General features: G+C 49.0%; 23 protein-coding genes and 4 pseudogenes. 13 read left to right on the plus strand and 14 right to left on the minus strand.

Translation table 11 applies throughout. The features are described 5' to 3' along the window. Positions 1-125 precede the first annotated feature (125 nt). Entirely contained in the window at positions 126-1,277 is a 1,152-nt protein-coding gene (locus QVC96_RS07695) for a pyridoxal-phosphate-dependent aminotransferase family protein (protein WP_287688791.1), read from the plus strand. On the opposite strand, the gene QVC96_RS07700 is transcribed toward QVC96_RS07695, so the two are convergent. The 3 genes from QVC96_RS07700 to QVC96_RS07710 are packed head-to-tail and all read right to left on the minus strand — an operon-like array spanning position 1,278 to position 3,268. Next, positions 1,278-1,481: a hypothetical protein gene (locus tag QVC96_RS07700; RefSeq protein WP_287688792.1), complete on the minus strand. Its 204-nt coding sequence runs from the start codon at positions 1,479-1,481 to the stop codon at positions 1,278-1,280. 57 nt (positions 1,482-1,538) lie between these two features. After that, on the minus strand, positions 1,539-2,024 hold the full coding sequence (locus QVC96_RS07705) for a 3-isopropylmalate dehydratase small subunit (protein ID WP_238026561.1): 486 nt from the start codon (positions 2,022-2,024) through the stop codon (positions 1,539-1,541). Further along, on the minus strand, positions 2,021-3,268 hold the full coding sequence (locus QVC96_RS07710; RefSeq protein ID WP_238026562.1) for a 3-isopropylmalate dehydratase large subunit: 1,248 nt from the start codon (positions 3,266-3,268) through the stop codon (positions 2,021-2,023). The genes QVC96_RS07705 and QVC96_RS07710 overlap by 4 nt, the downstream gene beginning before the upstream one ends. A gap of 81 nt (positions 3,269-3,349) precedes the next feature. Between QVC96_RS07710 and QVC96_RS07715 the strand changes: the two genes are divergently transcribed. Then, on the plus strand, positions 3,350-3,490 hold the full coding sequence (locus QVC96_RS07715) for a hypothetical protein (RefSeq protein ID WP_287688793.1): 141 nt from the start codon (positions 3,350-3,352) through the stop codon (positions 3,488-3,490). Between the two features lie 377 nt (positions 3,491-3,867). On the opposite strand, the gene QVC96_RS07720 is transcribed toward QVC96_RS07715, so the two are convergent. The 3 genes and pseudogenes from QVC96_RS07720 to QVC96_RS07730 all read right to left on the minus strand — a co-directional run bounded on the left by QVC96_RS07720 (position 3,868) and on the right by QVC96_RS07730 (position 5,957). Then, positions 3,868-4,032, minus strand: coding sequence for a hypothetical protein (locus QVC96_RS07720; protein ID WP_238026564.1), 165 nt, complete (start codon positions 4,030-4,032; stop codon positions 3,868-3,870). Between the two features lie 114 nt (positions 4,033-4,146). Continuing rightward, on the minus strand, positions 4,147-5,415 hold the full coding sequence (locus QVC96_RS07725; protein WP_287688794.1) for a transposase: 1,269 nt from the start codon (positions 5,413-5,415) through the stop codon (positions 4,147-4,149). Next, a pseudogene (locus QVC96_RS07730) lies at positions 5,393-5,957 on the minus strand (IS607 family transposase). Before QVC96_RS07730 ends, QVC96_RS07725 begins: the two are co-directional and overlap by 23 nt. Before the next feature lie 262 nt (positions 5,958-6,219). Here QVC96_RS07730 and QVC96_RS07735 point away from each other — a divergent pair. Together QVC96_RS07735 and QVC96_RS07740 are read left to right on the plus strand one after the other, a co-directional pair. Further along, positions 6,220-7,107, plus strand: a complete 888-nt coding sequence (locus tag QVC96_RS07735) for a PD-(D/E)XK nuclease family protein (protein WP_287688795.1) — start codon at positions 6,220-6,222, stop codon at positions 7,105-7,107. Positions 7,108-7,268: 161 nt separating this feature from the next. Further along, the gene (locus QVC96_RS07740; RefSeq protein WP_287688796.1) at positions 7,269-8,036 is read left to right on the plus strand and encodes a winged helix-turn-helix transcriptional regulator; all 768 of its coding nucleotides are present in this window, start codon (positions 7,269-7,271) and stop codon (positions 8,034-8,036) included. Between the two features lie 179 nt (positions 8,037-8,215). On the opposite strand, the gene QVC96_RS07745 is transcribed toward QVC96_RS07740, so the two are convergent. The 8 genes and pseudogenes from QVC96_RS07745 to QVC96_RS07780 form a co-directional block, all read right to left on the minus strand. Continuing rightward, positions 8,216-8,392, minus strand: a complete 177-nt coding sequence (locus tag QVC96_RS07745; RefSeq protein WP_287688797.1) for a hypothetical protein — start codon at positions 8,390-8,392, stop codon at positions 8,216-8,218. Between the two features lie 35 nt (positions 8,393-8,427). After that, positions 8,428-8,553, minus strand: coding sequence for a hypothetical protein (locus tag QVC96_RS07750; RefSeq protein WP_287688798.1), 126 nt, complete (start codon positions 8,551-8,553; stop codon positions 8,428-8,430). Positions 8,554-8,983: 430 nt separating this feature from the next. Further along, a complete protein-coding gene (locus QVC96_RS07755) occupies positions 8,984-9,214 on the minus strand; it encodes a hypothetical protein (RefSeq protein ID WP_287688799.1) in 231 nt (76 codons plus the stop codon). A 160-nt stretch (positions 9,215-9,374) separates the two neighbouring features. Next, a complete protein-coding gene (locus tag QVC96_RS07760; RefSeq protein ID WP_287688800.1) occupies positions 9,375-9,794 on the minus strand; it encodes a hypothetical protein in 420 nt (139 codons plus the stop codon). Continuing rightward, positions 9,767-10,189 (minus strand): hypothetical protein, encoded by a 423-nt coding sequence (locus tag QVC96_RS07765; RefSeq protein WP_287688801.1) that lies wholly within the window; start codon positions 10,187-10,189, stop codon positions 9,767-9,769. The genes QVC96_RS07760 and QVC96_RS07765 overlap by 28 nt, the downstream gene beginning before the upstream one ends. Beyond that, a complete protein-coding gene (locus QVC96_RS07770; RefSeq protein WP_287688802.1) occupies positions 10,176-10,499 on the minus strand; it encodes a hypothetical protein in 324 nt (107 codons plus the stop codon). Before QVC96_RS07770 ends, QVC96_RS07765 begins: the two co-directional genes overlap by 14 nt. A 307-nt stretch (positions 10,500-10,806) precedes the next feature. After that, positions 10,807-11,837: pseudogene (locus QVC96_RS07775) on the minus strand (DUF4322 domain-containing protein). A gap of 128 nt (positions 11,838-11,965) precedes the next feature. Then, complete coding sequence (locus QVC96_RS07780; RefSeq protein ID WP_287688803.1) at positions 11,966-12,268, minus strand: transposase; 303 nt, start codon at positions 12,266-12,268, stop codon at positions 11,966-11,968. Positions 12,269-12,511: 243 nt separating this feature from the next. On the opposite strand from QVC96_RS07780, the gene QVC96_RS07785 reads away from it, so the two are divergent. From QVC96_RS07785 to QVC96_RS07825, 9 genes and pseudogenes are all read left to right on the plus strand, one after another. Next, a complete protein-coding gene (locus QVC96_RS07785; protein ID WP_287688804.1) occupies positions 12,512-14,467 on the plus strand; it encodes a serine/threonine-protein kinase in 1,956 nt (651 codons plus the stop codon). A gap of 515 nt (positions 14,468-14,982) precedes the next feature. Beyond that, positions 14,983-15,456 (plus strand): annotated as a pseudogene (locus QVC96_RS07790) (IS256 family transposase); the annotation flags it as partial. Between the two features lie 46 nt (positions 15,457-15,502). Beyond that, positions 15,503-15,991 carry a helix-turn-helix domain-containing protein gene (locus QVC96_RS07795; protein ID WP_238027283.1) on the plus strand — a complete coding sequence of 163 codons (489 nt, stop codon included), beginning with the start codon at positions 15,503-15,505 and terminating at the stop codon, positions 15,989-15,991. Continuing rightward, positions 15,963-16,499, plus strand: a complete 537-nt coding sequence (locus tag QVC96_RS07800) for an IS630 family transposase (protein WP_287688805.1) — start codon at positions 15,963-15,965, stop codon at positions 16,497-16,499. The genes QVC96_RS07795 and QVC96_RS07800 overlap by 29 nt, the downstream gene beginning before the upstream one ends. A 19-nt stretch (positions 16,500-16,518) precedes the next feature. Beyond that, positions 16,519-17,133 (plus strand): annotated as a pseudogene (locus QVC96_RS07805) (transposase); the annotation flags it as partial. Between the two features lie 105 nt (positions 17,134-17,238). After that, complete coding sequence (locus QVC96_RS07810; protein WP_287688807.1) at positions 17,239-17,775, plus strand: hypothetical protein; 537 nt, start codon at positions 17,239-17,241, stop codon at positions 17,773-17,775. After that, positions 17,756-18,151: a hypothetical protein gene (locus tag QVC96_RS07815; RefSeq protein ID WP_287688808.1), complete on the plus strand. Its 396-nt coding sequence runs from the start codon at positions 17,756-17,758 to the stop codon at positions 18,149-18,151. Before QVC96_RS07810 ends, QVC96_RS07815 begins: the two co-directional genes overlap by 20 nt. 210 nt (positions 18,152-18,361) lie before the next feature. Further along, the gene (locus tag QVC96_RS07820; protein WP_287688809.1) at positions 18,362-19,201 is read left to right on the plus strand and encodes a CBS domain-containing protein; all 840 of its coding nucleotides are present in this window, start codon (positions 18,362-18,364) and stop codon (positions 19,199-19,201) included. Then, positions 19,198-21,261: a type IA DNA topoisomerase gene (locus tag QVC96_RS07825; RefSeq protein ID WP_287688810.1), complete on the plus strand. Its 2,064-nt coding sequence runs from the start codon at positions 19,198-19,200 to the stop codon at positions 21,259-21,261. Before QVC96_RS07820 ends, QVC96_RS07825 begins: the two co-directional genes overlap by 4 nt. Positions 21,262-21,273 lie beyond the last annotated feature (12 nt).

Genomic DNA, 21,273 nt, shown 5'->3' on the forward strand with positions numbered 1-21,273 from the left:
AAGGCACTGACGTCAAGTTCAGGGAAATGCTATTCATTAAATACGCGAAGGTATGGGATAGCCCCAGACGTCTTGGCGATTTCTCCCACCCTCATAAGTTAAAAGCAGGCAGTTAAGTATACCATATGACAAGAAAACTTCTCATGCATGTAGGTCCCGTGACCATAGATTACGACGTCCTGGTAGCAGGACTTAGGGGTGACACGGGCTTCACCTCGCAGGAGTTCATAGAGGCCATGTCCTTCTCCCTGAAGTATCTTAGGAGGCTAATGGGAGCGGACGAGAGTTATCAACCCTTCATCATACCCGGAGGAGGTACTTCAGCTATGGAGAGCGTGGCCTCTGTCCTGAGGCGTGGAGACAAGGTCTTGGTGGTCTCCAATGGCGTATTCGGCGATAGGTGGAAAGCCATCTTCAATCGATATTCAGTGGCGGTAGACATCATCAAGGCCAACCCAGGGGAGTATGTGAAGCCCGAGGAGGTGGAGGAAAAGGTTAACGAGGAGAAGTACACCCTGGTGGCCATGACCCACGTGGAGACCAGCACCGGCGTCAGGGAACCCATCGCTGAGGTCACCAAGAGGATAAGGGATAAGGTGGATCTCATTGCAGTGGATGGGGTAAGCAGTGTTGGGGCTGAGACCGTGAAGGCGAAAGATTACCAGGTTGACATTTACCTCACCGCAAGTCAGAAGGCCATTGGAGTTCCTCCCGGTGCGGGCCTTCTCGTCCTCTCGGACAGGGCAGTGGCAAGGTTATCAGACGAGTCTGTAGCGGGGTATTACTTAAACCTCAAGAACTGGGTTGATGTGATGAGGAACCTCGAGGAGGGCAAAGGTTCATACTTTGCCACCCTTCCTGTTCATCTAATCTTCATGTTGAGCAAGGCCTTCGAACTCATGGAAAGGGAGGGACTGGAAAACAGGGTTAAGAGACATGAAAGGGTGGCCAAGGGTATTAGAGCTGGTGTGGAGAGCATGGGGCTGGATATTGTGGCCAAGAGACCTGAGGCTTACAGTAACACCGTGACCGGAGTTCTCCTTAAGAAGGCCAACCCAGCGGACGTGTTGAGGGAGGTCATCTCGGAGGGGCTGGAGCTGGCTCCCGGAGTTCATCCAGCTCTTGCTGGGAAATATTTCAGGATTGGGCACATGGGCTGGGTGAACCCCAACGACGTGATCACCACAATTGCGGTACTGGAAAGGGTTCTAAAGAGGCTGGGGGAGCCTGTTAACGTGGGTGAGGGAGTAAGGGCAGTTCAGCTCACCTATACCTGACTATCTCCTTTTCAGAAGTATCAGCCCTTTTCCAATCCTGACCACGAGCAGAATGGAGCCCAACTCCACGAGATAATCAATTATTCCCAGGGCAACGTAAATTCCAGGGGTGAGTTGCCCCGTCAACTCCTTCATGGTTAGCAGGCTCAGGGGATAATCGAAGCCCCAAAATAGAAGAGACACCAGAAAGTAAGTAATCTTCATCAAATATAGTACCGATAGCATGATTAAAAACAAATTTATTTCAGTTAACTCTCCCTGTTATGCCGAAACTTTCTTGAGGTACTCCATTATACCGCCAGATTTCAGGATGTCCAGAGCCATCCCCGTGATTCCCTTGCCCTTCAGCACTCGGCCGTTCACCGTAATTTCCCCGGTCTCCACGTTGATCTTGACCACGTCCCCCTCATTTATCTCCCTGGTGGCGTTGGGAAGGACTATGAGGGGAAGCCCGTTATTGATGCAGTTCCTGTAGAATATTCTGGCGAAACTTTCAGCTATAACCGCTTTAACTCCAGCAGCCTTCAAGGCTATGGCGGCCTGTTCCCTGGAGGAGCCCATGCCGAATACCTTCCCCGCGACTATTACAACCCCTTTGGAGGCCTTTTTATAGAACTCAGGGTCAAGTGGCTCCATGGCGTGCTGTGCAAGGTAGGCAGGGTCAGTGTACTTCAGATGCCTCGCAGGGATTATTATGTCAGTATCTATCTTGTCACCGTATTTGAGGACAGGACCTTCCACCATCATTGTAGATCCCTCGGGTCCGTTATGTACCCAGTGGCCGCTGAGGCAGCAGCCACAGATGGCCCAGAGAGGTAGACCTTAGCTTCATTGCTTCCCATCCTTCCCCTGAAGTTTCTTGAGCTTGTGGAAACTATCACCTCTCCCGGTCCCGCAACTCCGAAGTGGCCACCAAGGCAGGGCCCACAGGTTCCATAGGTCACCACACACCCCGCGTTAACCAGATCCTCTATGTAACCTAGCTCCATGGCCTGCTTGAACATGGTATAGGACGAGGGAATGGCTATGCATCTAGTCTTAACCTTCTTACCCTTGAGTATCTCAGACGCAATCCTGAAGTCTGAGAGCCTTCCATTGGTACAGGAACCAATGTAAACCTGATCCACCGGTACCTTTGACTCCTCCCTGGCCGTCTTAACGTTATCCACGCTGTAGGGTGCGGCAACAAGGGGTTCCAGTTTGTCAAGCTCTATGGTGTACTCGTCAGAATACTTCGCTCCTGAATCTGGCGTGACAAGCTCCACTTCCTTACCCCTCATGGTCTTTATATAATCCTTGGTCTCGACGTCTGGTATGAACATGAGGGCGTCAGCGTTCATCTCTATTCCCATGTTGGAGACCGTGGCCCTGTAGTCCATGGGGAAGGCCTTTGGATTTTCTACGTGGACCTCTATGGACATTCCGTTGAAGTAGTCGGCCTTGAACTTACCCAGCAACTCGAGGGCCACATCCTTTCCATTTATCCACTTTCCGGGGCTTCCCTTGAGGGTAACCTTGAATGGTTGAGGAACCACGAGCCACGTCTTACCCGTGATCACAGCAGCAGCTACGTCGCTAGCTCCCATTCCCTGGGCAAATGCTCCCACGGCGCCAGAAGTGGTGGTGTGACTGTCAGCTGCCACTATCACCTGACCAGGAAGGGCATACTGCTCAATCAGAAGCTCGTGTAGAATACCCACGTTTATGTCGTGGAAGTTGGGTAACTTCATCTCCTTGACAAACTTCCTTATGTTTCCCTGTATCTCTGCGCTCCTCACGTCTGGTGGAGGTGCCAAGTGATCGAAAGCCACCACTATCTTAGCCTTATCGAATATCTTCATCATGTTGGCCTTTTCCATCACCTCAATCACATGATAACCTGTGAGGTCATGGAATGCCACAATATCTGTCTTGGCCTCAATTACGTCTCCTGGAGAAACGGTTTTACCTGAGGCCCTGGAAAGTATTTTTTCAGTTAATGTACCTGTCATATCAAGGGAATGTATTATACGTGAAAAATTAAGCTTTCCATTAAACTTGGTTCGCTTCTCGTCCTGATTTCGTCTCGTGCAATGCGATGCGAGCCTTCTCACTGGGGCAGAGTTCATCGCTACTCCAGCAGGGCTTGCGGTGACAAGGGAGGTTCCATCTCCGTGAGAATGATAACCTCCACATCGATCTCCGCAGGAGGTCTAAGGAATGCAGTATGGTAGGAAGCTAGTCGCTTTTACAGGAGTTCTGTATGGCAGAGTGTTCTGCACCTCATAACTCGAAAACGTCCTGCGTGAATCAGAACTCGGTCCGTTTTTGTATATCCCGTTAGAAGCTCCTCAAATTTTCACGCGTGTTACCTTGTTGCAGGATAAAACAGGACCTATTTCCTTAAGATGTTATGTCCTAGTCAGTTAGACTCTCCCCTGGGTAGTCAGGTCTTTGTGGTCTTGGTCACCCAAGTAAAGTATTCCCCATGACAACCCCTGTGACTACCTTGACCTTCCATAACGTTAGGCGAGGTATAAGCTCAACGACAGGTATCCAAAAATTCCTGTCTCGTTCGCATCCCTTGACGTTCTATCGTGCTAGTTCTGACCTAGGCAGGAGATGTTTTCCGTATCCCTGTTATGTAACCCTTCCCTTTCTCATACGAGATAAATACGTATCCACAGTTGGGACATAACTTCGTGACTACGTTTCCTTCCCTGGTGAGATGCTCCTCAACCACCTTTTTGCATGATGGACAGGTTCTTCTTGCCATGAACAGGGTATTCGTGTAAAAACGTTTTAAAGTAGTAAACCTCGATCCCGAAAACTCGACCCAAGGCTCTCCCTAGATGCGTCTGTAAAGCACTTGTTTAAGGGGGTTTGGGTCTCATTGAATTTCATGTACTTTGTATTCAATTCTCGACCCTTGGAGTTCACCGAAGTCGCGGATTGAACCGCTCATCCTTCTCACTCCCATTAGGGGGATAACCCCACTCACCTCACGGTGAGGAAACCCCCACATCCTGAGGTTAAACCTGTTCAGAAACCTCCTCATGATGTTAAGTGACGCGTTGAACTGCCTATCAATTGCGAACCCACACCTCCCGCACCTGAAGGTCCTGCCAACCGTTCGGGAAACCCATCCACATCTGGGGCAAGACCTGGATGTGAGGTGCGGGTTCACCTCCACCACTTTACAACCGTATAGGGGAGCCTTATACTTCAACACGACAACCAGTTTCCTCCAGACAGTCCTTGAAAGCTTACGTGATAAGGATTCGCTGGCGTCATCGAACATACCTTGCTTATTCAACCTCTCGAAGACCAGAACATGATTATTGTATAGCTCAAGAATGAAGTTAGCCAACTTATGAAGCAAATCGTTAACCCTATTCCTCTCGCGATGAGAGTACCTCTCCATCAGTTTCTTGCCACCCTTCAACTTTCTAGAGGCAACTGATTGTACCTTAGCCCTCTTGATTTGCATGACATACTTCAAGGAGTAGAGTTGCTTCATAGAGATCGTGATGATTTTCTCGCCATCGTAACCGTCCAAGGAGTACAAGTTAGAATCGAATGCTACAGTTTCAGGTGGCGTGGTTGTTGGTGATTCTTTTCTGAACACTAAGTACACTTTATCCTCCTTGATGACTGGTTCTGTTAACTCCATTCCTTCCACTCTTCTAGAGAACCATCTTCTATCCCAGGAATACGTGATGTATTCGTGTGGTTTCACGGTTATCCTAACGCTCTTACCGAGGACTTTCCTCAACGTGGTTTTCACCCTCACGTAACCCTTCTTCACAAGCGGTGGTTTGAACTTGCTTCTCCCCTTCTCAAATCTCCTCCTCCACGACTCTAGGATAGAGTACACGTCGTGAATTGCCTGGTCAACGTAGTGTTTTGCCAGTCCTTGGGCGTTCTCCCTCATTAAGTATTCTCTTAACTCTTTGTATATTTCCTTCTTTTTTGGTAACTCTACTCTTCCATTCTTCACGTTAACTTTGTTGAACACGTACTTTATTCCTCTGTTCAGTAAGTTCACGTATGCACGAATTAGTTCTTTGCTTCTTTCCTCCTCATTTCTTATCGCATACGTTAAATGTATGTATTCTTTTTCTGGCGTAAAGGTTTCAATCCTTAAGTTCTTCAACACATTTCTTCACCTTTTCACGCTCATGACCTCTCGTTCCGCCAGAGAACGAGACTAGGATACTGATCAAGTCTTCAATTAGTTCCTGTTCTGGATCCTCTTTTTCGAGCACCACTATCTCGCAACCGTGTGCCCTGCATACTTCCTCAAGTATCTCGAACCCGAATCTCACCAGCCTGTCCTGGTGAGCCACGACTATTTTGTTTACCTCGTTGTTTAGTATCATTCTAAGTAGTTTCTGGAACCCTTTCCTCTTCATGTTCAATCCAGATCCCATGTCAGTGATGACTAGATCATGATCTGGAACCCTTTCCTTCAAGTAGTTCACTTGATTCACCAGGTCATTGTGTGCGTCTGATGATCCTGGCGTAAAGTACCACTTTCTTTTTCCTTATTATTCCTGCCAATCTCTCAACGTCCTCCTCCCGAAATCTCATTTTCCCAGATGGCAATCTCTCTGGTTTTATGTACCCCTTTTTTACGTATTCCTGCAATGTTCTGTAGGAGATTCCCAGTCTCTGGCACACTTCCTTGGGCCTCAGCATTGTATTTGATTTGTATACAAAGTATTTAAACTTCACGCTTTAGCGGAAACAGTTTTCAACGGCGTGGATAAAATACTCCATGTTTCCACCTGATGTGGGGCGTAAGTAATGCTAAATCTAGTCAGAGAACCGAGCCTTCAGTAAGTTTTTACCCTTGTATCTAAATGTAAAGTTAGAGGATAAAAATTAGAATAAAAGTTCTGGTTAATGGAAACGTCTTGATCATGATTTTAAAACTATGGTGGTGTACTTATAACTAGAGATGTCGCTTGCTGAAGAAATAAAGAAGATACTGAAGGAGAATCCATCGATAATAACCGACGCTTTAATGGAGAGGCCAGATGTTCTTTATCAGATGCTGGCCAAGCTCATGCCCTGGCAGAGACTGGAAAGCGAGATCGAATCTGTTAAGGAATCCACGCAGAAGTCAATTGAGGAGGCCACCAGTTCACTGAGGCAGGAAATGAGGTCAATGATCGAGCAGAACATGAGGTCAATAAGGGAGGAACTGAAGAACTTCGCCACCAAGGACGACCTGAAAAACCTGGTAACCAAAGAGGACGCCAAGAACTTCGCCACCAAGGACGACCTGAAAAACCTGGTAACCAAAGAGGACGCCAAGAACTTCGCCACCAAGGACGACCTGAAAAACCTGGTAACCAAAGAGGACGCCAAGAACTTCCTCACGAAGGATGACGCCAAGAACTTCGCCACCAAGGACGACATTAAAAGGCTTGAGGTCGTCATTACAGGACTTGGAGCAAGATGGGGCCTACTCAGCGAGGAATCCTTTAGGGAAGGCGTCAGGGAGATATTGGAAACTGAAGGCATCAAGGCGACCAGGGAGGTCCTTTACGACAAAACAGGCGAGGTCTATGGGGAGCCTTCTGACGTGGAGTACGACTTGATAGTGAGGGACGGAAGTATCTTGATGGTGGAAATAACTTCCTCATTGAAACGTGGTGATTTGCCCGTCATCAAGAGGAAAAGGGAACTGTACGAGAGAGTAAGGAACGTCAAGATTTCCAGAGTCCTCGTTATCACTCCATTCATTCACGACAAGTATCCCGATAGGGTAAAGGCCATGGCAGGCGATATGGGAATCGACATAATTCAGCCATCGTCCATAGGAAATCAATCCGTTACCTGAATTTCACGGGTGAAGTAACCTTTTACCTTACTCCTGGATAGAATTCTATCCTCAAAGTACCCGCAGATTCCAATTATTTCTCATCCTTTTCACTAAAATTGGTCACAATCGAAAAGTATATTTTGGGCAATCCATATTATATAACTTTAGGATGGTTACTTATGGATGATGTAAATAAGAAAATAATTCTGTACCTGATGAGGGACTACAGGTACTCGCAAAGGAAGATCGCAAAGGAACTGAACATATCTCCCCCTGCAGTTAATTACAGGGTTGAGAGGATGACCAAGGACCTTATTATAAAGAGGGTTGCGCTTTACGTTAACCCCAACTTTTACGGGAAGTATCACGGTTACGTGGCCTTTCCCAACACCAGAGACTGGGACGGGGAGTACGTATTCAAGGTTAAGTGCATTGAGCACGTTAATGTATACGAGATAGAGGCGGAGAGCAGGGAGGGATTGAAGACCAAGATTAATGAGATGTCGTCAAAGCTGGGAGAACCAACCATGGTTTATATCCCCGAGCAAACTCCCTACAACCCGTCGACCTTCGATCTCAGGCTTCTCTCAGTCCTCAAGGAGAACCCCACAATGACACCTGTGGAGCTCAGCGAGAGGTTGAAGGTCTCCTCCAAGACCGTTAGGAGGCACCTGAGGTATCTCTATAAGAAGGAGTTCATAAGGCTGGTTCCCATAGTGGATCTGGACAAATCGGGCGTTATCATGTACGCCGTTTTCACAAAAAAGGTTGAGATAGCTAAGAAGTTCTTCCAGTCCACTCTGTTCAGGGAGGTGTCTGACAAGGAGGCCGGGGTATTTGTGAATATAGGGAACTCTATACAGGAGGTATGGGATAAGGTCAGCAAGTTCAGGGAGTTTGACTCAGAGGCAGATCTGATGATAGCCCAGTCCTATGACGTAGCGTAATCTGGACTTTATTCACTCAAGACTCCTACGTGTCTCCACGAAATTGAGGCTGCGGTTTCTCTTGAGTATTCCAAGTCATTTTGACGTGAAATGGCGAGACTGCCCCATAGTCCCATTATTAAGGTATAGATTCTGGCACTACTTCCTCTCCCACAGAACGAGACTGACGGAGTACCTCATCATCTCAAGGTTCCTGTTAGTCTTGGGTACGTCTTGAACCTCACGAGTCTATCCCTGAGGGACTCGTTGGGGTTAACGGATGACACCACCTTGTGCTGCAGGAGTAAATAGAGATTGTAGACGTCCGAAACCCATGTCCTCTTCTCGGACACTATGCGAGTTCCTGAAACACTCATTGCTGTCTCCCACGGAGAACACTACATATATTCCTCTAGAGGACACAAGTCCAGTAGACCCACGAGTAAAATGCCTTCACGTTCCTCCTAAAGTACATCCACATCTTATCCACGACCTTCACGCCCTCGTTCAGCTCATCCCTGGCTCTCCCCCATTCCATGAGCTTTGCTCACTCTTCCCTCCGTACCTCTTGATCCACTAATAGTTTTGATTAATTTTTGTCCTATGGCATGGATAGTACTTTCCTGAAAATCCCTTCAAGCTCATTTTATCTAAAAGTCTTTCAGTTCTGTCCCAATAGTCTCGCAATTATATTTACCTTTTAAGGTCAGTGGTGTTGTTGATCCATGAATGATTTTTATTTCGGCACGAACTTTCATGAAGAATATCTCACCGCGTTAAAATCCGTGAAACACTACAAGGACATCATTCAGAGAGCACTGTGTAAAAACTTACACAAAGTGCTAGTGAGCAACTTCCCGAGCACAAATTCCTCCTCCCTCTTAATCCCGTCCTCACCCTGCCCTTCCCGTCATACATGGGCAACCTAACGCTCATCCACCTGAGCCTGTCAATCCTCCTGTCCTTTATCACCACCGAGAAACCTTCAAGAACCTGTACCTCGCGTATCGCCTCCTCTTCAACTTCTTCCCCCTATCGTACCTCGGGCTTACCTCTTTCACCTCCCTCATCGCTAGCTCCTCCACCTCCTCAACAGGTTTATGAGCCAGCGTAGGAAATAGGGGGTCGAACACGATGCGTATCAGCTCCTCCTGAGTTGATACGCGGTTTGTATCTGAGTTGAGGTCATGGTACGACATCGTGTTCCCCTTAAAGTATTACTGAAAAATGATAGATTAATTTTGATCATCTCATATAGATTAACTAATTATAATTCGGAATGTAAACCTGAATGATCTTCAAAGGATTAAAAGAGGAAATAGACAAAAAATTGATAAAATAAGGAAATTTTTAGAAAGTTTAAAAACTATTAAATATCTTGTTAATTTCAACGTATTTATCATCACATTTTCTTTTTAATTTTCTAAATTCACTTGCTTTATATATATCGAAAGGGAAAAATGTAATGACATACCTTTCATTATCGATATCTTGAGCGACTATTATAAAATATGAATTTTCTGAAAATTTAAAACAATAAATTTCTCTGTATTCTTTTTTAGGTTGGGCAATAACACATTCACCTGTATTCCAAGAATCATTTATTTTAATCTGATAACAAGAAGGTTCAAATTCCTTTCTGCATACTAAATTCATCAATTTGCATGATATCTCAATACTTTTTAATTTATATGAAATGATATAAAATCTATCTTCTAATTGATCTTTTTTCTTCTTTCTGAATTTACATTCTATTTGACAGTTGTCAATTGTATCCATGAAATTCTCACACAAGGATTACCTAAATCATCTCTAAGATCTGGATATATATTAAGATTTGTTACCTTAGGACTTATTTCTATTATTTTATTTTCAACTAGAAGCTTTGTTACTCCTCTCTTCTCAAAACTAACATTTTCTACTTTAACAGACTTATGAGAAACAATATTTTCTTGTGAACAAGTTTCTCCCCATCTCGGTTCATTTGAATTTACAACAATAAAACCTTGCGATATTGGTGAAAAAGATGTCTTATCTTTATTTGCAATTACAGCAATAGGCATGAGGTACAATTTTATTATGACTTCCTCATCCTTAATGTTCACTACAATTTTAGCAGGTTTAATCTCTTCAATTTCAAAATCAATTATAGTTATATCCTCATTCCTCATCATATTCTTCATCCGTGTATTCTATATCTATGTAAACAGCATTGTTATGCTTGTCCTTACCTATTATGACTAACGCGTCACGAGTTTCGAAATGGTCTATTTCTCTCCCTAGATTTATTACAATTCCAGAATTATACTCTTTAAGTTGAAATGTCGACCTGTGCGTGTAATTAGCGTTAGTTACTATATTTGAAACAGTTGTACTTTGAGTAGTAACGTAGCTTCCAATCATATATAGTATTAATTTAATTTCGGTATATAAGCATCCTTCATTGAATGACTCTGGGGCAAAATAGTTTAATCCTTCCCCCATCTATTATACACTTTTAAACTATTTAATCTAATGTTGTGTAAGCCCTATCCTCACGAACCTTCCTCATAACTCAACCACTCCTCTTTATACTTGAAATCAAGGACTTACACTCCTCCCTCTTAAAGTACTCACTAATAAATAAGGAGAGGTTGCGAAATCAAGCCTAGTTCGGTTTGTTGTGTATTTCACGTTAGAGGCCCCTTAAATACACGACATGGGTAGCCCTTCTTTCACTTGTGGCTTAAGACAATGTCCGCAGTGATAGGAATTCTATGAGCTACCCCGCCCTGAACGGTACTCCCCAAAATCACCCCCTTAAAAATAAATCAAAATAAATAAAAAGCGGTTCTATACTTTTAATCAATCGTGATAAGAACTTATTTTGTATTTCATCTATAAAAATCAAATGAAGGAGAAGCTTGAAGTCAGTCCTCTTAACTTCCCCCTTGAGGAACAAGAACAGCGAGTAAAGGAACGTGGCCAAAACGAAGACGAGAAGGCGGAAGACCCAGCTCCTGGAACAGGTGAAGGGGAGGAAGCCCTTCACCTCCCTGTAGGAAGTCTCGATGGGGTTCCTGATCCTGTCGTAAAGCCTCAAGACCTTGTCCTTGGGCAGGTCGAGGTTGGTCGCCCTGGCGAAGTACTCGACGTGGGACCTCCTTCTAGTCACTTCACGACCGTGGACGATCAACCTGAAGCTGACTTGATCAGTCCTCTTGCTCGCGGTGGTGTAAGGGCCGTCATACTCCTCGTAAACCTTGACGTCGTCCACCGGGACGCCCACAATGTACCTAAACTGGGAGAGGAACTTTATGACCTCTACTGTGTAGAAGCCTGCGTCCAGCGCTATTATCCCAAAATCCCAGGGAGAGGACCTGCTCCACGAGGATTTTCACCACTTCGTCCTTGCTCATCCCGTTGTAGCGCGTGAAGGCTAGGATTACGGTTTTGCCGTTGTAATCCGTAGTAGCTGTGGCGTAGTTCCACTGGTATCCCTTATCCCCGCTTCCCAGCCCCTCCACCCTCTCTCCCCAGTACTTCACCCCCGTCCAGTCTACGCTCACGTCCACCTCCTCCACCCCCTTCAACACCTCCCTCGCCACTTCCTGTACCTCCTGGAGCAGGCGGTCCGCTACTTCTATCCCCTGTTCCTCCACGTAGTTCCTCACGGTCTGTGGGGATATATCGTAGCTTCTCGACCTGTTCTCCACCGAGTCTCTCCACAGGCAGGCCGAGACCAACGTCTTCGCTACCTCTTCCTTCCTTGAAGTTTAGCGAGGAAAGGGTTATATATCCTAGCTTCTGGATGTTTACGTTGTGGGAGAGTAGGGTGATCATGGGTAATATCACCATCCTAGTATTACCCACTCTCCCACAAATTTCTTTCTCCAGCAGAGTTCAGTTTGTTTCATGAGTTTTAATTCACATCCTCTCCTCCAGTCTAAAATAAAGCTCTAGTGATTTTTTCATAAACTGAATTTGGGGAGTACCGTGAAGGGCGGAGCTTCCTGCTTCATGGATGAGGCTTGCCATGGCAGAGGTCTAATCTCCACAGGCTCAACGGGTGGCTCCCACCCTGCCCTCCTGAGGAGGTTGAGGGAGGCGTTGAGGTCGCGGTCAAGAACTAGGCCACATTGGCAGGTGATGACGCGGTCTGAGAGGGAGAGGCTATGTTTCTTCCCGCACCTGGAGCAGGTCTGAGAGGAGTATGCGGGGTTTAACCTTAGGACCTCTTTACCGTGCTTCTGGTATATCTTCAGAATTTTCATAGACCGAGAACTTCACTTCAGTTCTGGGAACGGAGATCGTGAATGGTTAGGCCCATGGATTGTGGAGGCATCGGGTTGGTCACTCGATTAAACTTGTTTATCTATACTTTTCTATCAAAATAAGTTGAATTTTGTGCATTCCAGACTCTCTCCACAGGCCTAGGGCAGGGCATCATCCTCCCCAGTACTCTTCGGTAATATTAAGCCCTCTCTTAAAAAAGGTTTTACCACAAGTATTACTATGTGAGTTACGCTTTCATCCGGGATAACAAGGTTTTCCTGCTGTCCAATGGCACACTTACTGAGATAAACGAGAAAATTAAGGTCAAGGACACCGTGATAGGTTACGTTGTATCAGAGGAAGGGAACAGGATCAGGTTCACCAAGGTTCCGGTGCACGACTGTTCCAAGCTTCCCGTCTTCTCCGGAGTGTTGAAGGAGACTTCGCTAGATCGATCCGTGGCCGTGCTGGAATCCTCTGAGTCCGCCTGCATTCTGTTCAATCCCCCTCCCCTGAAGCCAGGACTCACATATGACGTGGTGGGAGGGAGAGTATTCCTCAGGGGTGACAAGAGATCTATCATGGACGCCATGGACCAGTATGATGTGGTTAAGTTCGCCCTGGAGAGATACGATGACGAGGAGGTGAAGAGGAGAGGAGTTATCTCCCTGGTCAAGCTCGAGAAATGCGAGGAAGCCATCTCCCTTTACACTTCCCTCAAGGAGAAGGATCCCGAGGAATCGCTCGCAGTGGCGGAGTGCTTTGAGAAGACAGGGAGGGAACTTGAGGCACTGAAGATCTACTCCTTCTTCTCGGAGGAGAAATACAGGGAACTTGAGGGCAAACTCATAGCGAGGGCGAACTCCCTGATAGCCGAGTTTGAGAAGCAGGGCAACCCCAAACTTCTGGTGGAGGCGCTAAACGTTATTCCCACCTACGATCTACCTGCGGTGAAGCTGGGCTTTCATTACCTGGGAAAGAACAAGGTGGATGAGGCCATAAACATGTTTGAGGAGGCCCTCCGCAGGAACAGGAACTTCCAGAACCTGGTTATCCTGGGATCAGCTCTTCTCAGGAAGGATCCCAAGAGGGCCCTGGATGTCCTGGATGAAGCGCAGAGGATCAGGAGAACCGCTCCCCTGGCCTACCTCAGGGGGAGAGCATTTGAGGAGCTTAACTCTTCTCCCAACGCAATGAGGGAGTACCTCTATGCCTGCAGGGAGGGAGTAGTGGAGGCCTGCTCCAAGGCTCTCCCCGCAACCAGGCAGGAGTTTGACCCCGATCAGTGGATTGGTTACGTGCTGTACGGCTACGAGATCAGAGCCGTTCTGGGAAGGGGAGGCATGGGTTACGTTCTCCTTGCGGAGAAGAACGGGAAACAGTACGCCATGAAGGTGATGAAGAGGGAGTACAGAATGGACGAGTTCCTCTATGAGGTCGCCAAGATGCAGGAGATCTCCAGCGGTTCTAGGAACATGGTGAGGATCCTCGCCAACTTCATAGACGAGAACTGGACCGACTACTACGGCTCTCCCCCTGCCATAGTGATGGAGTACATGGCCGGGGGTGATCTCAGGAGGATACTCGCCGAGGAGGAGTACTCGTCATTGAGGCACTCGGTGAGGTGGGGAGAGGTGGTGGCACTGATCTACTCCCAGGTTGCGGAGGCTGTGATTCACCTGCATAAGCAGGGTTACGTACACGCAGACATAAAGCCGTCCAATATCCTGTTTGACAGGGCCCTCTCCAGGTATGGGGAGGAGGCGGAGAACCAGCTCCTAAGGGGCGAGGTGGTGCCCAAGCTCTCGGATTTCGGTAGCTCCATCAGGGTTGGATCGCCGGTGATTCACTACACCCCCTATTACGCCCATCCCAAGCAGAGGTTTGGAGGGAGGGCAGAGACCAGCATGGACGTGTATTCCTTTGCAGTGTCCATGTACGTAACCCTCACCAACAACTTCCCCTATCCGGAGTGGCTGGAGAGGGAACTGGAGGAGGCAATCCTTTCCCCCGAAAAGAGGGCTGATGCGCTGAAGGATTTCTACTCCGTGGAGCCCAGGATGGACTACGTTCCTCAGGAGTTCAGGGAGATCATCCTCTCGGGACTAAGGGGAGAGGTGAGCATGGAACAGATTAGGAGGGAGTTATTGTACGTGGCGAAGTATGACTATAATTTACCTGTGGAGGTAAGCGTATAACTAGTTTCTCTTCAGCTAAAGCTTCCTCTTTCGCTTCCTCTTTCATGGTTTATGACTGGCAAGACAACGGAGGGGCCTAGCTCGGCCTGGTGTATTTCATGTTAAAGGCTCCTTAATACGACAATGGGGACACGGAGGGTTTTGGACTAGGACACATATTCGCGACAAGGAGAATTTGATCTGCTCTTGCACCTAGGGCCCACATGAACTCAATTAAAGACCGTGGAGACTTTGGGTCATGGCACTTACCGCAACTGAAAACCAGTAAGCTCCGAACCTATTTTACCCGTTCATCATAATATCACACTCAACTTATATAGCGCGTGACGTATAATTTCCTGTGCAACAGTCGGAAAGGGGCGATTCAGGTTTCCATTGCGAATTGTAATTAGTTAATCTACGTGGGATGATCAAAATCAATCTATCATTTTTCAGTAATACTTTAAGGGGGCCGAACACGATGTCATACCATGAGCAAACTAACTATCGAACCCGCATACCAACTCCAGGAGGAGTTGGTACACATCGTGTTCGACCCCGTATTTCCTAAGCACTGGCTCATAAATAAACCTGTTGAGGAGGTGGAGGAGCTAGCGATGAGGGAGGCGGAGGAGGTAAGCCCGAGGTACGCGAGGGGGAAGAGGCTGAAGAGGAGGGGATACGCGAGGTACAGGTTCCTAACTGGTTTCTCGGTGGTGATGGAGGGCAGGAGGATTGAGTACAGGCTCAGGTGGATGAGCGTGAGGTTGCCCGTGATGTACGACGGGAAGGGGAGGGTGAGGACGGGGGTTGAGAGGGAGTTGCTGAGGGAGGAGGAAGATGTGCTCAGGAAGCTGCTCACGTTCTACTCAGTGCTGGGAGGGAAGATGAACGCGAGGCTCTGGACCCCTGAGCTTGAGGTTGAGGGAGACTTCCAGTACGTGATAGCTGACGGGAAGTGGGTCAAGCTCAGGGGAGGGAAGGGAGTCCTCCTGGTGACAGGCGTCACGCTAGTACTTAGGTAAAGTTTTTATCTTGGTATTACTAATATAGAATGTGGAGGAATTAGAGAAGGCTTACAGGGAGGAAAAGAATGCTAGGATAAGGCAGAGAATACTGGGGGTGAAGATGTACCTCGTGGACGGGTTCAGGGAGTACAGGGTGGCCGAGGTCCTCGGGGTTTCGTACTCAACGGTGAAGAAGTGGGTCGCGAAGTACAAGAGGGGAGGGGTCGGAGCGTTGAGGGATAGGCCAAGGTCGGGTAGGCCCAGGAAGTACTCCAGCGAGGAGGTGAAGAAGGTGCTGGAGACAAGTCCCAGGGAGCTGGGATACAACCTGGAGGGGTGGACCATGAGGGCGCTGAACGCTGAGCTGAGGAAGAGGGGGATAGTTTACAATAGGTATCACCTTTACAGGGTAGTGCACCAGCTGGGGTACGGTTTCGTGACGCCCAGGCCGGTGAACGCCAGGGCCGAGGTGGAGAAGCACCGCGATTTTAAAAAAAGTGAAGGAACTGATGGGACGCAGGATAGCGTTCTTCGATGAGACAAGGGTGGTGGTGGGCACCACGGTGAGGAGGTGCCTCGCCAGGAGGGGTTCCAGGCCCAGGATCAGGGTGAACCTGGGCTTCCAGCACTTCTACGTCTTCCTCGCCCTTGACGCCATTTCAAGGAAGGTGCTGTACGCCCTCTACAACTCCCTCTCCAGCAAGAACATGAAGAGCTTCGTTTACAGGATGGAGAGGAAGTGGGGCAGGGAGACCAAGTACCTCGTCCTTGACAACCACTCCTCCCACAAGACGGGGGCTATCCTGGACCTGTTCAGGAGAAGGGGAGTGAGACCCGTTTTCACCCCAAAGTACTCGCCAGAGCTAAACCCTGTGGAGAGGATCTTCAAGGACCTGAAGTTCCACCTTGCGAACAGGTTCTTCAACAACGTGGAAGAGGCAAGGGAGGAGGTGAGGAGGTTCTTCGAGGAACATCACGATCAGTTTAATCTTGATGTGGTCCAATATCTGGATTTAGATGAAATAGAGGTAGAAAACAATGGATAAAAACTTCCACAAAGTACTAGTGATAGCTGACGGGAAGTGGGTCAAGCTCAGGGGAGGGAAGGGAGTCCTCCTGGTGGCCATGGGCGTCACGCGCGAGGGTAGGAAGGCTGTGCTGGACTTCGTTTTGGCTAAGGAGGAGGACGCGAGGAGTTACTGGAGGCTTTTTGCAAGGGTGTGGAGGAAGTTCAACTTCAAGCTCGTGGTTGCGGACATGGTCAGGTCCGTGGACTCCGCGCTTGAGCTCTCGGGAATAGACGCGAAGAGGCAGCTCTGCCTCAACCACGTCAAGAGGCGCTTAGACCGCGACGAAAGGAAGGAGATCGACCTCCTCGTGTCTGGCCTGCTCGCCGAGTTCCCCAACAGGATCAAGGAACTGGTGGAACGCGGTCTCCTCTCCTTCACCTCCCTTCCTCAAGAACTTCAGCGCCTCCTCTCCACCAACAACCTGGTGGAGTCCTTCAACTCCCTGGTGGAGAGGAGGAGGTTCGGCAAGTGCCACACGCCCCACAGGCTACTCCAGATCGTCTGGGCCATCGCCGATAACTACAACATTTTGGATAATTTTTTGCAGAAATGGAATAATATCCATATACTTTTCGTTTTCTTTACGATCGAGACGTTTCCACTCAATTAATCCTACATTGAATAATGAGAAATGAAGGAACTAGAATTCAATTCGCAATGAAGACCTGAATGGCCCTCGGAAAGGGGGCTGGCCATATTTCTACCGGCTGAGGTTGTGTATGAGGACGGAGAGAGGGATGTTCTCTCTGAGGATTTTGTTTCCGCCGAGGGAAATTTGAGATTGTTCGTGCCCCCCTCAAAGCTGGAATCTATTGTTGACGCCCTCGAAAGCCAAGGATTCAGGGAACTGAACCGAAAAGACGGGGAAAGGATTTTATCTCAACGACTATACAATATTTGGGAACTGGTAATTATCATACACGGAGATGGATACATAGATGCCCACGTAGAGGTGTCAAGTGATTACTTGCGCGAGAGTAATATGGACGTCTCCACTCAATACATCTCCGTTCCCTCAATTTACGAGGTATTCGACTTTTACAAGCATGTTTACCCTTTTCTTCATATATATAATTCGAAAAAGAAAAAATGGATAATTTCAGTCGATAAAAACTACGAATTCATATTGAAGTCACCTCTCTCCTTGACCCCATGGATGGCTGTGAGCATCATTCTCACGGCGGTACCTGGAGTGGGTTCCATGGCCTACGCATTGTCGAGGCTGAAAAAGGTTGATCAAGGGGAGATTTGATGAACTCTCACGTATTGGAATCGAAGGGGCCCTTAGGATAGGGGATAGGCAATTACGAACTTTCCTTATACTTGATACAGGTTTCAGCGGACCCTACGACCTGCTAATTCCACCCTGGGCGAGCCGTGAGCTCGGCTTGGAAAGCTGTAATGACATCACCACGTTAAGAATAACTTCAGGTGAAGTGAAGGCATGTGTAGTGGATCTAGAACTTTACCTCGACGGATTAAAGTATGTAGTCAGAGCATTAGTACCCTTTGGGTATAGGTCAGACTCGGTTCTTATGTCCATCAATCTTATGAGCAGAATTTCTAGAAGAGTCATCATTGATTTTCAAGATAAGGAAGTTAATGTGGAACTTCAGGAATCGCACTGAGACGAAAGAAGCCTATTTCACCTGTCAACAGATGACTTTGCCAATTTCAGGGCGGTACAGGGTTGGGCCATCCTCACGGATCTCTCAGGGAACCATGTGGACGATCCACGCTGAATAAACTCAAATGCCTGCTCCATCTTAACAAGGTTAACGGGGACGCGCTGACCATTTAACAGGAAATCCTTTTAGGTATAATCACGAGATTATCTCATGATAGTTAAAACGTTGATGAACCCGAATCCTCCAGTGATCTCCGTAACCGACGGACTCAAGGAGGCCTTCAGGAAGGTTAACGACCGTGGACTGGGAAGGGTTATCGTGGCAGATGAGGTGGTGAAGGGAATCCTCTCCACGAGGGATCTCCTCTCCATCCTCATGAGCTTCTGCCCCTCCGCGTGCACACAGGCCGACCTCTACAAGATGGGGGTAACCCAGGCCTCAGGTTACATGACCGTGAACCCCATGACTGTGGGCGAGGATCAGGACGCCCTCGAGGCAATCACCATCATGGTTACTAGGAACTTCGGCTCCCTCCCCGTAGTTAATGCGTTGAGGAGGCCCGTGGGGCTGGTTACGGAGAGGGACTTCCTCCTCATGTTTCAGGACCTAGACCCCATGTTCTCAGTGTCAGGTTTCGTCACGCCCAGGGTTAACACCGTGTTCCGGGACACCCTCCTGGAACAGGCAGTGAGGATGATGCTGAGGAGAGGGTTCAGAAGGCTACCTGTGACGGACGAGGACGGGAAAGTGGTGGGAATGGTCACAGCTGCAGATGCCGTGAAGGCGGCAGCTAAGGCGGTGGAGAAACTTGAGCCGGAGCTCTTCTTCGGAAGGAGGATCAGGGAAATCATGAAGACCCCAGTGGTGACAGTGGAGGAGGACAGGTCCGTGAATGAGGCAGCAGCCCTCCTTATCACCAAGGGGATTGGTGCCCTCCTGATCCTGGACAAGGAGGGAAGGGCCAAGGGGATAGTGACGGAGAGGGACCTCCTCATAGCCCTTCATTATCAGCTTCATCTCCCCTTCGCCAAGGGTAAGAGTCGCGCATGAAGCTAGTGATTACCGAGAAGCCCAGCGTTGCGCTGGACATAGCCAGGGCCCTGGGAAGGCCCGTGAGGAGACAGGGCTACCTTGAGGTCGGGGATTACCTGGTAACGTGGACCTACGGGCATCTCCTGGAGATCGGGGAGATAGCGCCAAAGAAATGGTCCCTGGAGGACCTCCCCATCTTTCCTGAGAAGTTCCAGTACACCGTAATCAAGGGGAAGGAGGGCCAGTTCAGGGTGGTGAGGAAATTGCTGGAGGGGGCTGACACGGTGGTGAACTGCGGTGACGCAGGAAGGGAGGGTGAGCTCATTGTGAGGGAACTCCTTGAGTACGTAGGGTACAGGGGGAAAGTGTTGAGGCTCTGGACCTCAGAGGCCCTCACCAGGGACGTGGTGCTAAGGGAGTTCAGGAGATTGAGGCCCGGTTCCCAGTTTGACAGTCTCTACTACAGCGCACTTGCCAGGCAGAACGGCGACTGGATAGTGGGCATCAACCTGACCAGGCTCGTCACGCTCAAGGCAGGAGGGGGAGAGGTCTGGAGCGTGGGAAGGGTGCAGACGCCCACCCTGGCCATGATAGTGAGGAGGGACCGGGAGATAGAGAGCTTCAAACCCGAGATCTACTACGTGGTCCTCGCCAGCTTTGAGGGCGGGTTGAAGGGGATCATGACCAGGAACGGGGAGGAGGCGAGGCTGGGAAGGGAGGAGGCTGAAAGGGTTGTGAAGGCCCTGAGCGGGGTGGAGAGAGGGAGAGTGGAGAGGGTGGAACAGGAGAGGAAGGAGGAGAGACCCCCACTTCTTCACTCCCTCACCTCACTGCAGAGGGAGGCTAACGTGCTCTTCGGGCTTTCCGCCAAGAGGACTCTGGACATTGCCCAGTCCCTTTACGAGGAGTGGAAACTGATAAGCTACCCCAGGACGGACGCGAGGTACCTGGGGGAGGGGAACAGGGAACTGGCCAGGGACATACTGAGGAAGCTCGGAAGGTCAGACCTCGTGCCCAGGGTGGACCAGGTGGGAAAGAGGGTGTTTGACTCATCCAAGTTAACTGACCACCACGCCATCATTCCACTTGACAGGCCACCTGAGAACCTTCCCTCCCTTCACAGGAAGGTGTACGACCTTGTGTACAGGAAGTTCGTGGGGGCGTTCCTTGAGGATTACGTGTATGAGATCCAGAGGGTCTGGATAAGACTGGGTCAGGAGCTCTTCCTTGTTCAGGGGAAGAGGAACCTACAGCTGGGATGGATGCAGTTATACCCGCACGAGGATCAACCCCTGGTTATTCCAAGGGGTGAGGTGAGGAAAGAGTGGGTCAGGGAGGAGGAGAGGGAGACCAAGCCCCCCGCAAGGTTCACTGAGGCCTCCCTCCTTCGAGAGATGGAGAGGCTGGGGCTGGGCACGCCTGCAACCAGGGCCGGGATAATTGAGACCCTCCTTGAGAGGGACTACGTGGAGAGGAGGGGGAAAAGCCTGGTGAGCACGGAGAAGGGGAGGGAACTGGTGGACAAGCTGGGGGACAGCAAGGTTGTTAGCCCCGACATGACCGCTGAGTGGGAGAGGATGCTCGAGGAGATATATGTGAAGGGAAAGGGGGAGAGAGGGTATCAGGAGTTCTTGGAGGGGATAAAGAGGTTCACGAGGGAGGAGGTGGAGAGGCTTATGAGCAGGGAATTCAAGGTGGAGAGGAGGGCAACCCCGGAAATGCTGAGGCTGGCCAGGAGCGTGGCCAGGGACCTGGGGGTTAAGCTCACGGGGAGTGGGATGGAGGAGGTGAAGAGGTTTCTGGACGAGAACCTCCCCAGGACAAAGATTGTGTGCAAGTGCGGAGGAGAGGTGGAGGGCTTCTCCAGGGGGTGGAAGTGCAGGAGTTGCGGGAGCGTGGTCTGGAGGGAGATTGCGGGGAAAAGGATCACCTTCAGACAGGCAAAGGCCCTCTTCCAGGGAAAGGAGGTTAAGATGAGGGGGTTCAGATCAAGGACGGGGAAAAGGTTCAGTGCAATAGTTTACCTTGAGGAGGGAAAGGTGAAGTTTAAGTTCCAGGATGGGGAGAGAACTGGTTAGTGGAGGTCAAGC

This window comes from Metallosphaera javensis (ex Sakai et al. 2022) (assembly GCA_021654415.1).
Classification (GTDB): Archaea; Thermoproteota; Thermoprotei_A; order Sulfolobales; family Sulfolobaceae; genus Metallosphaera; species Metallosphaera javensis.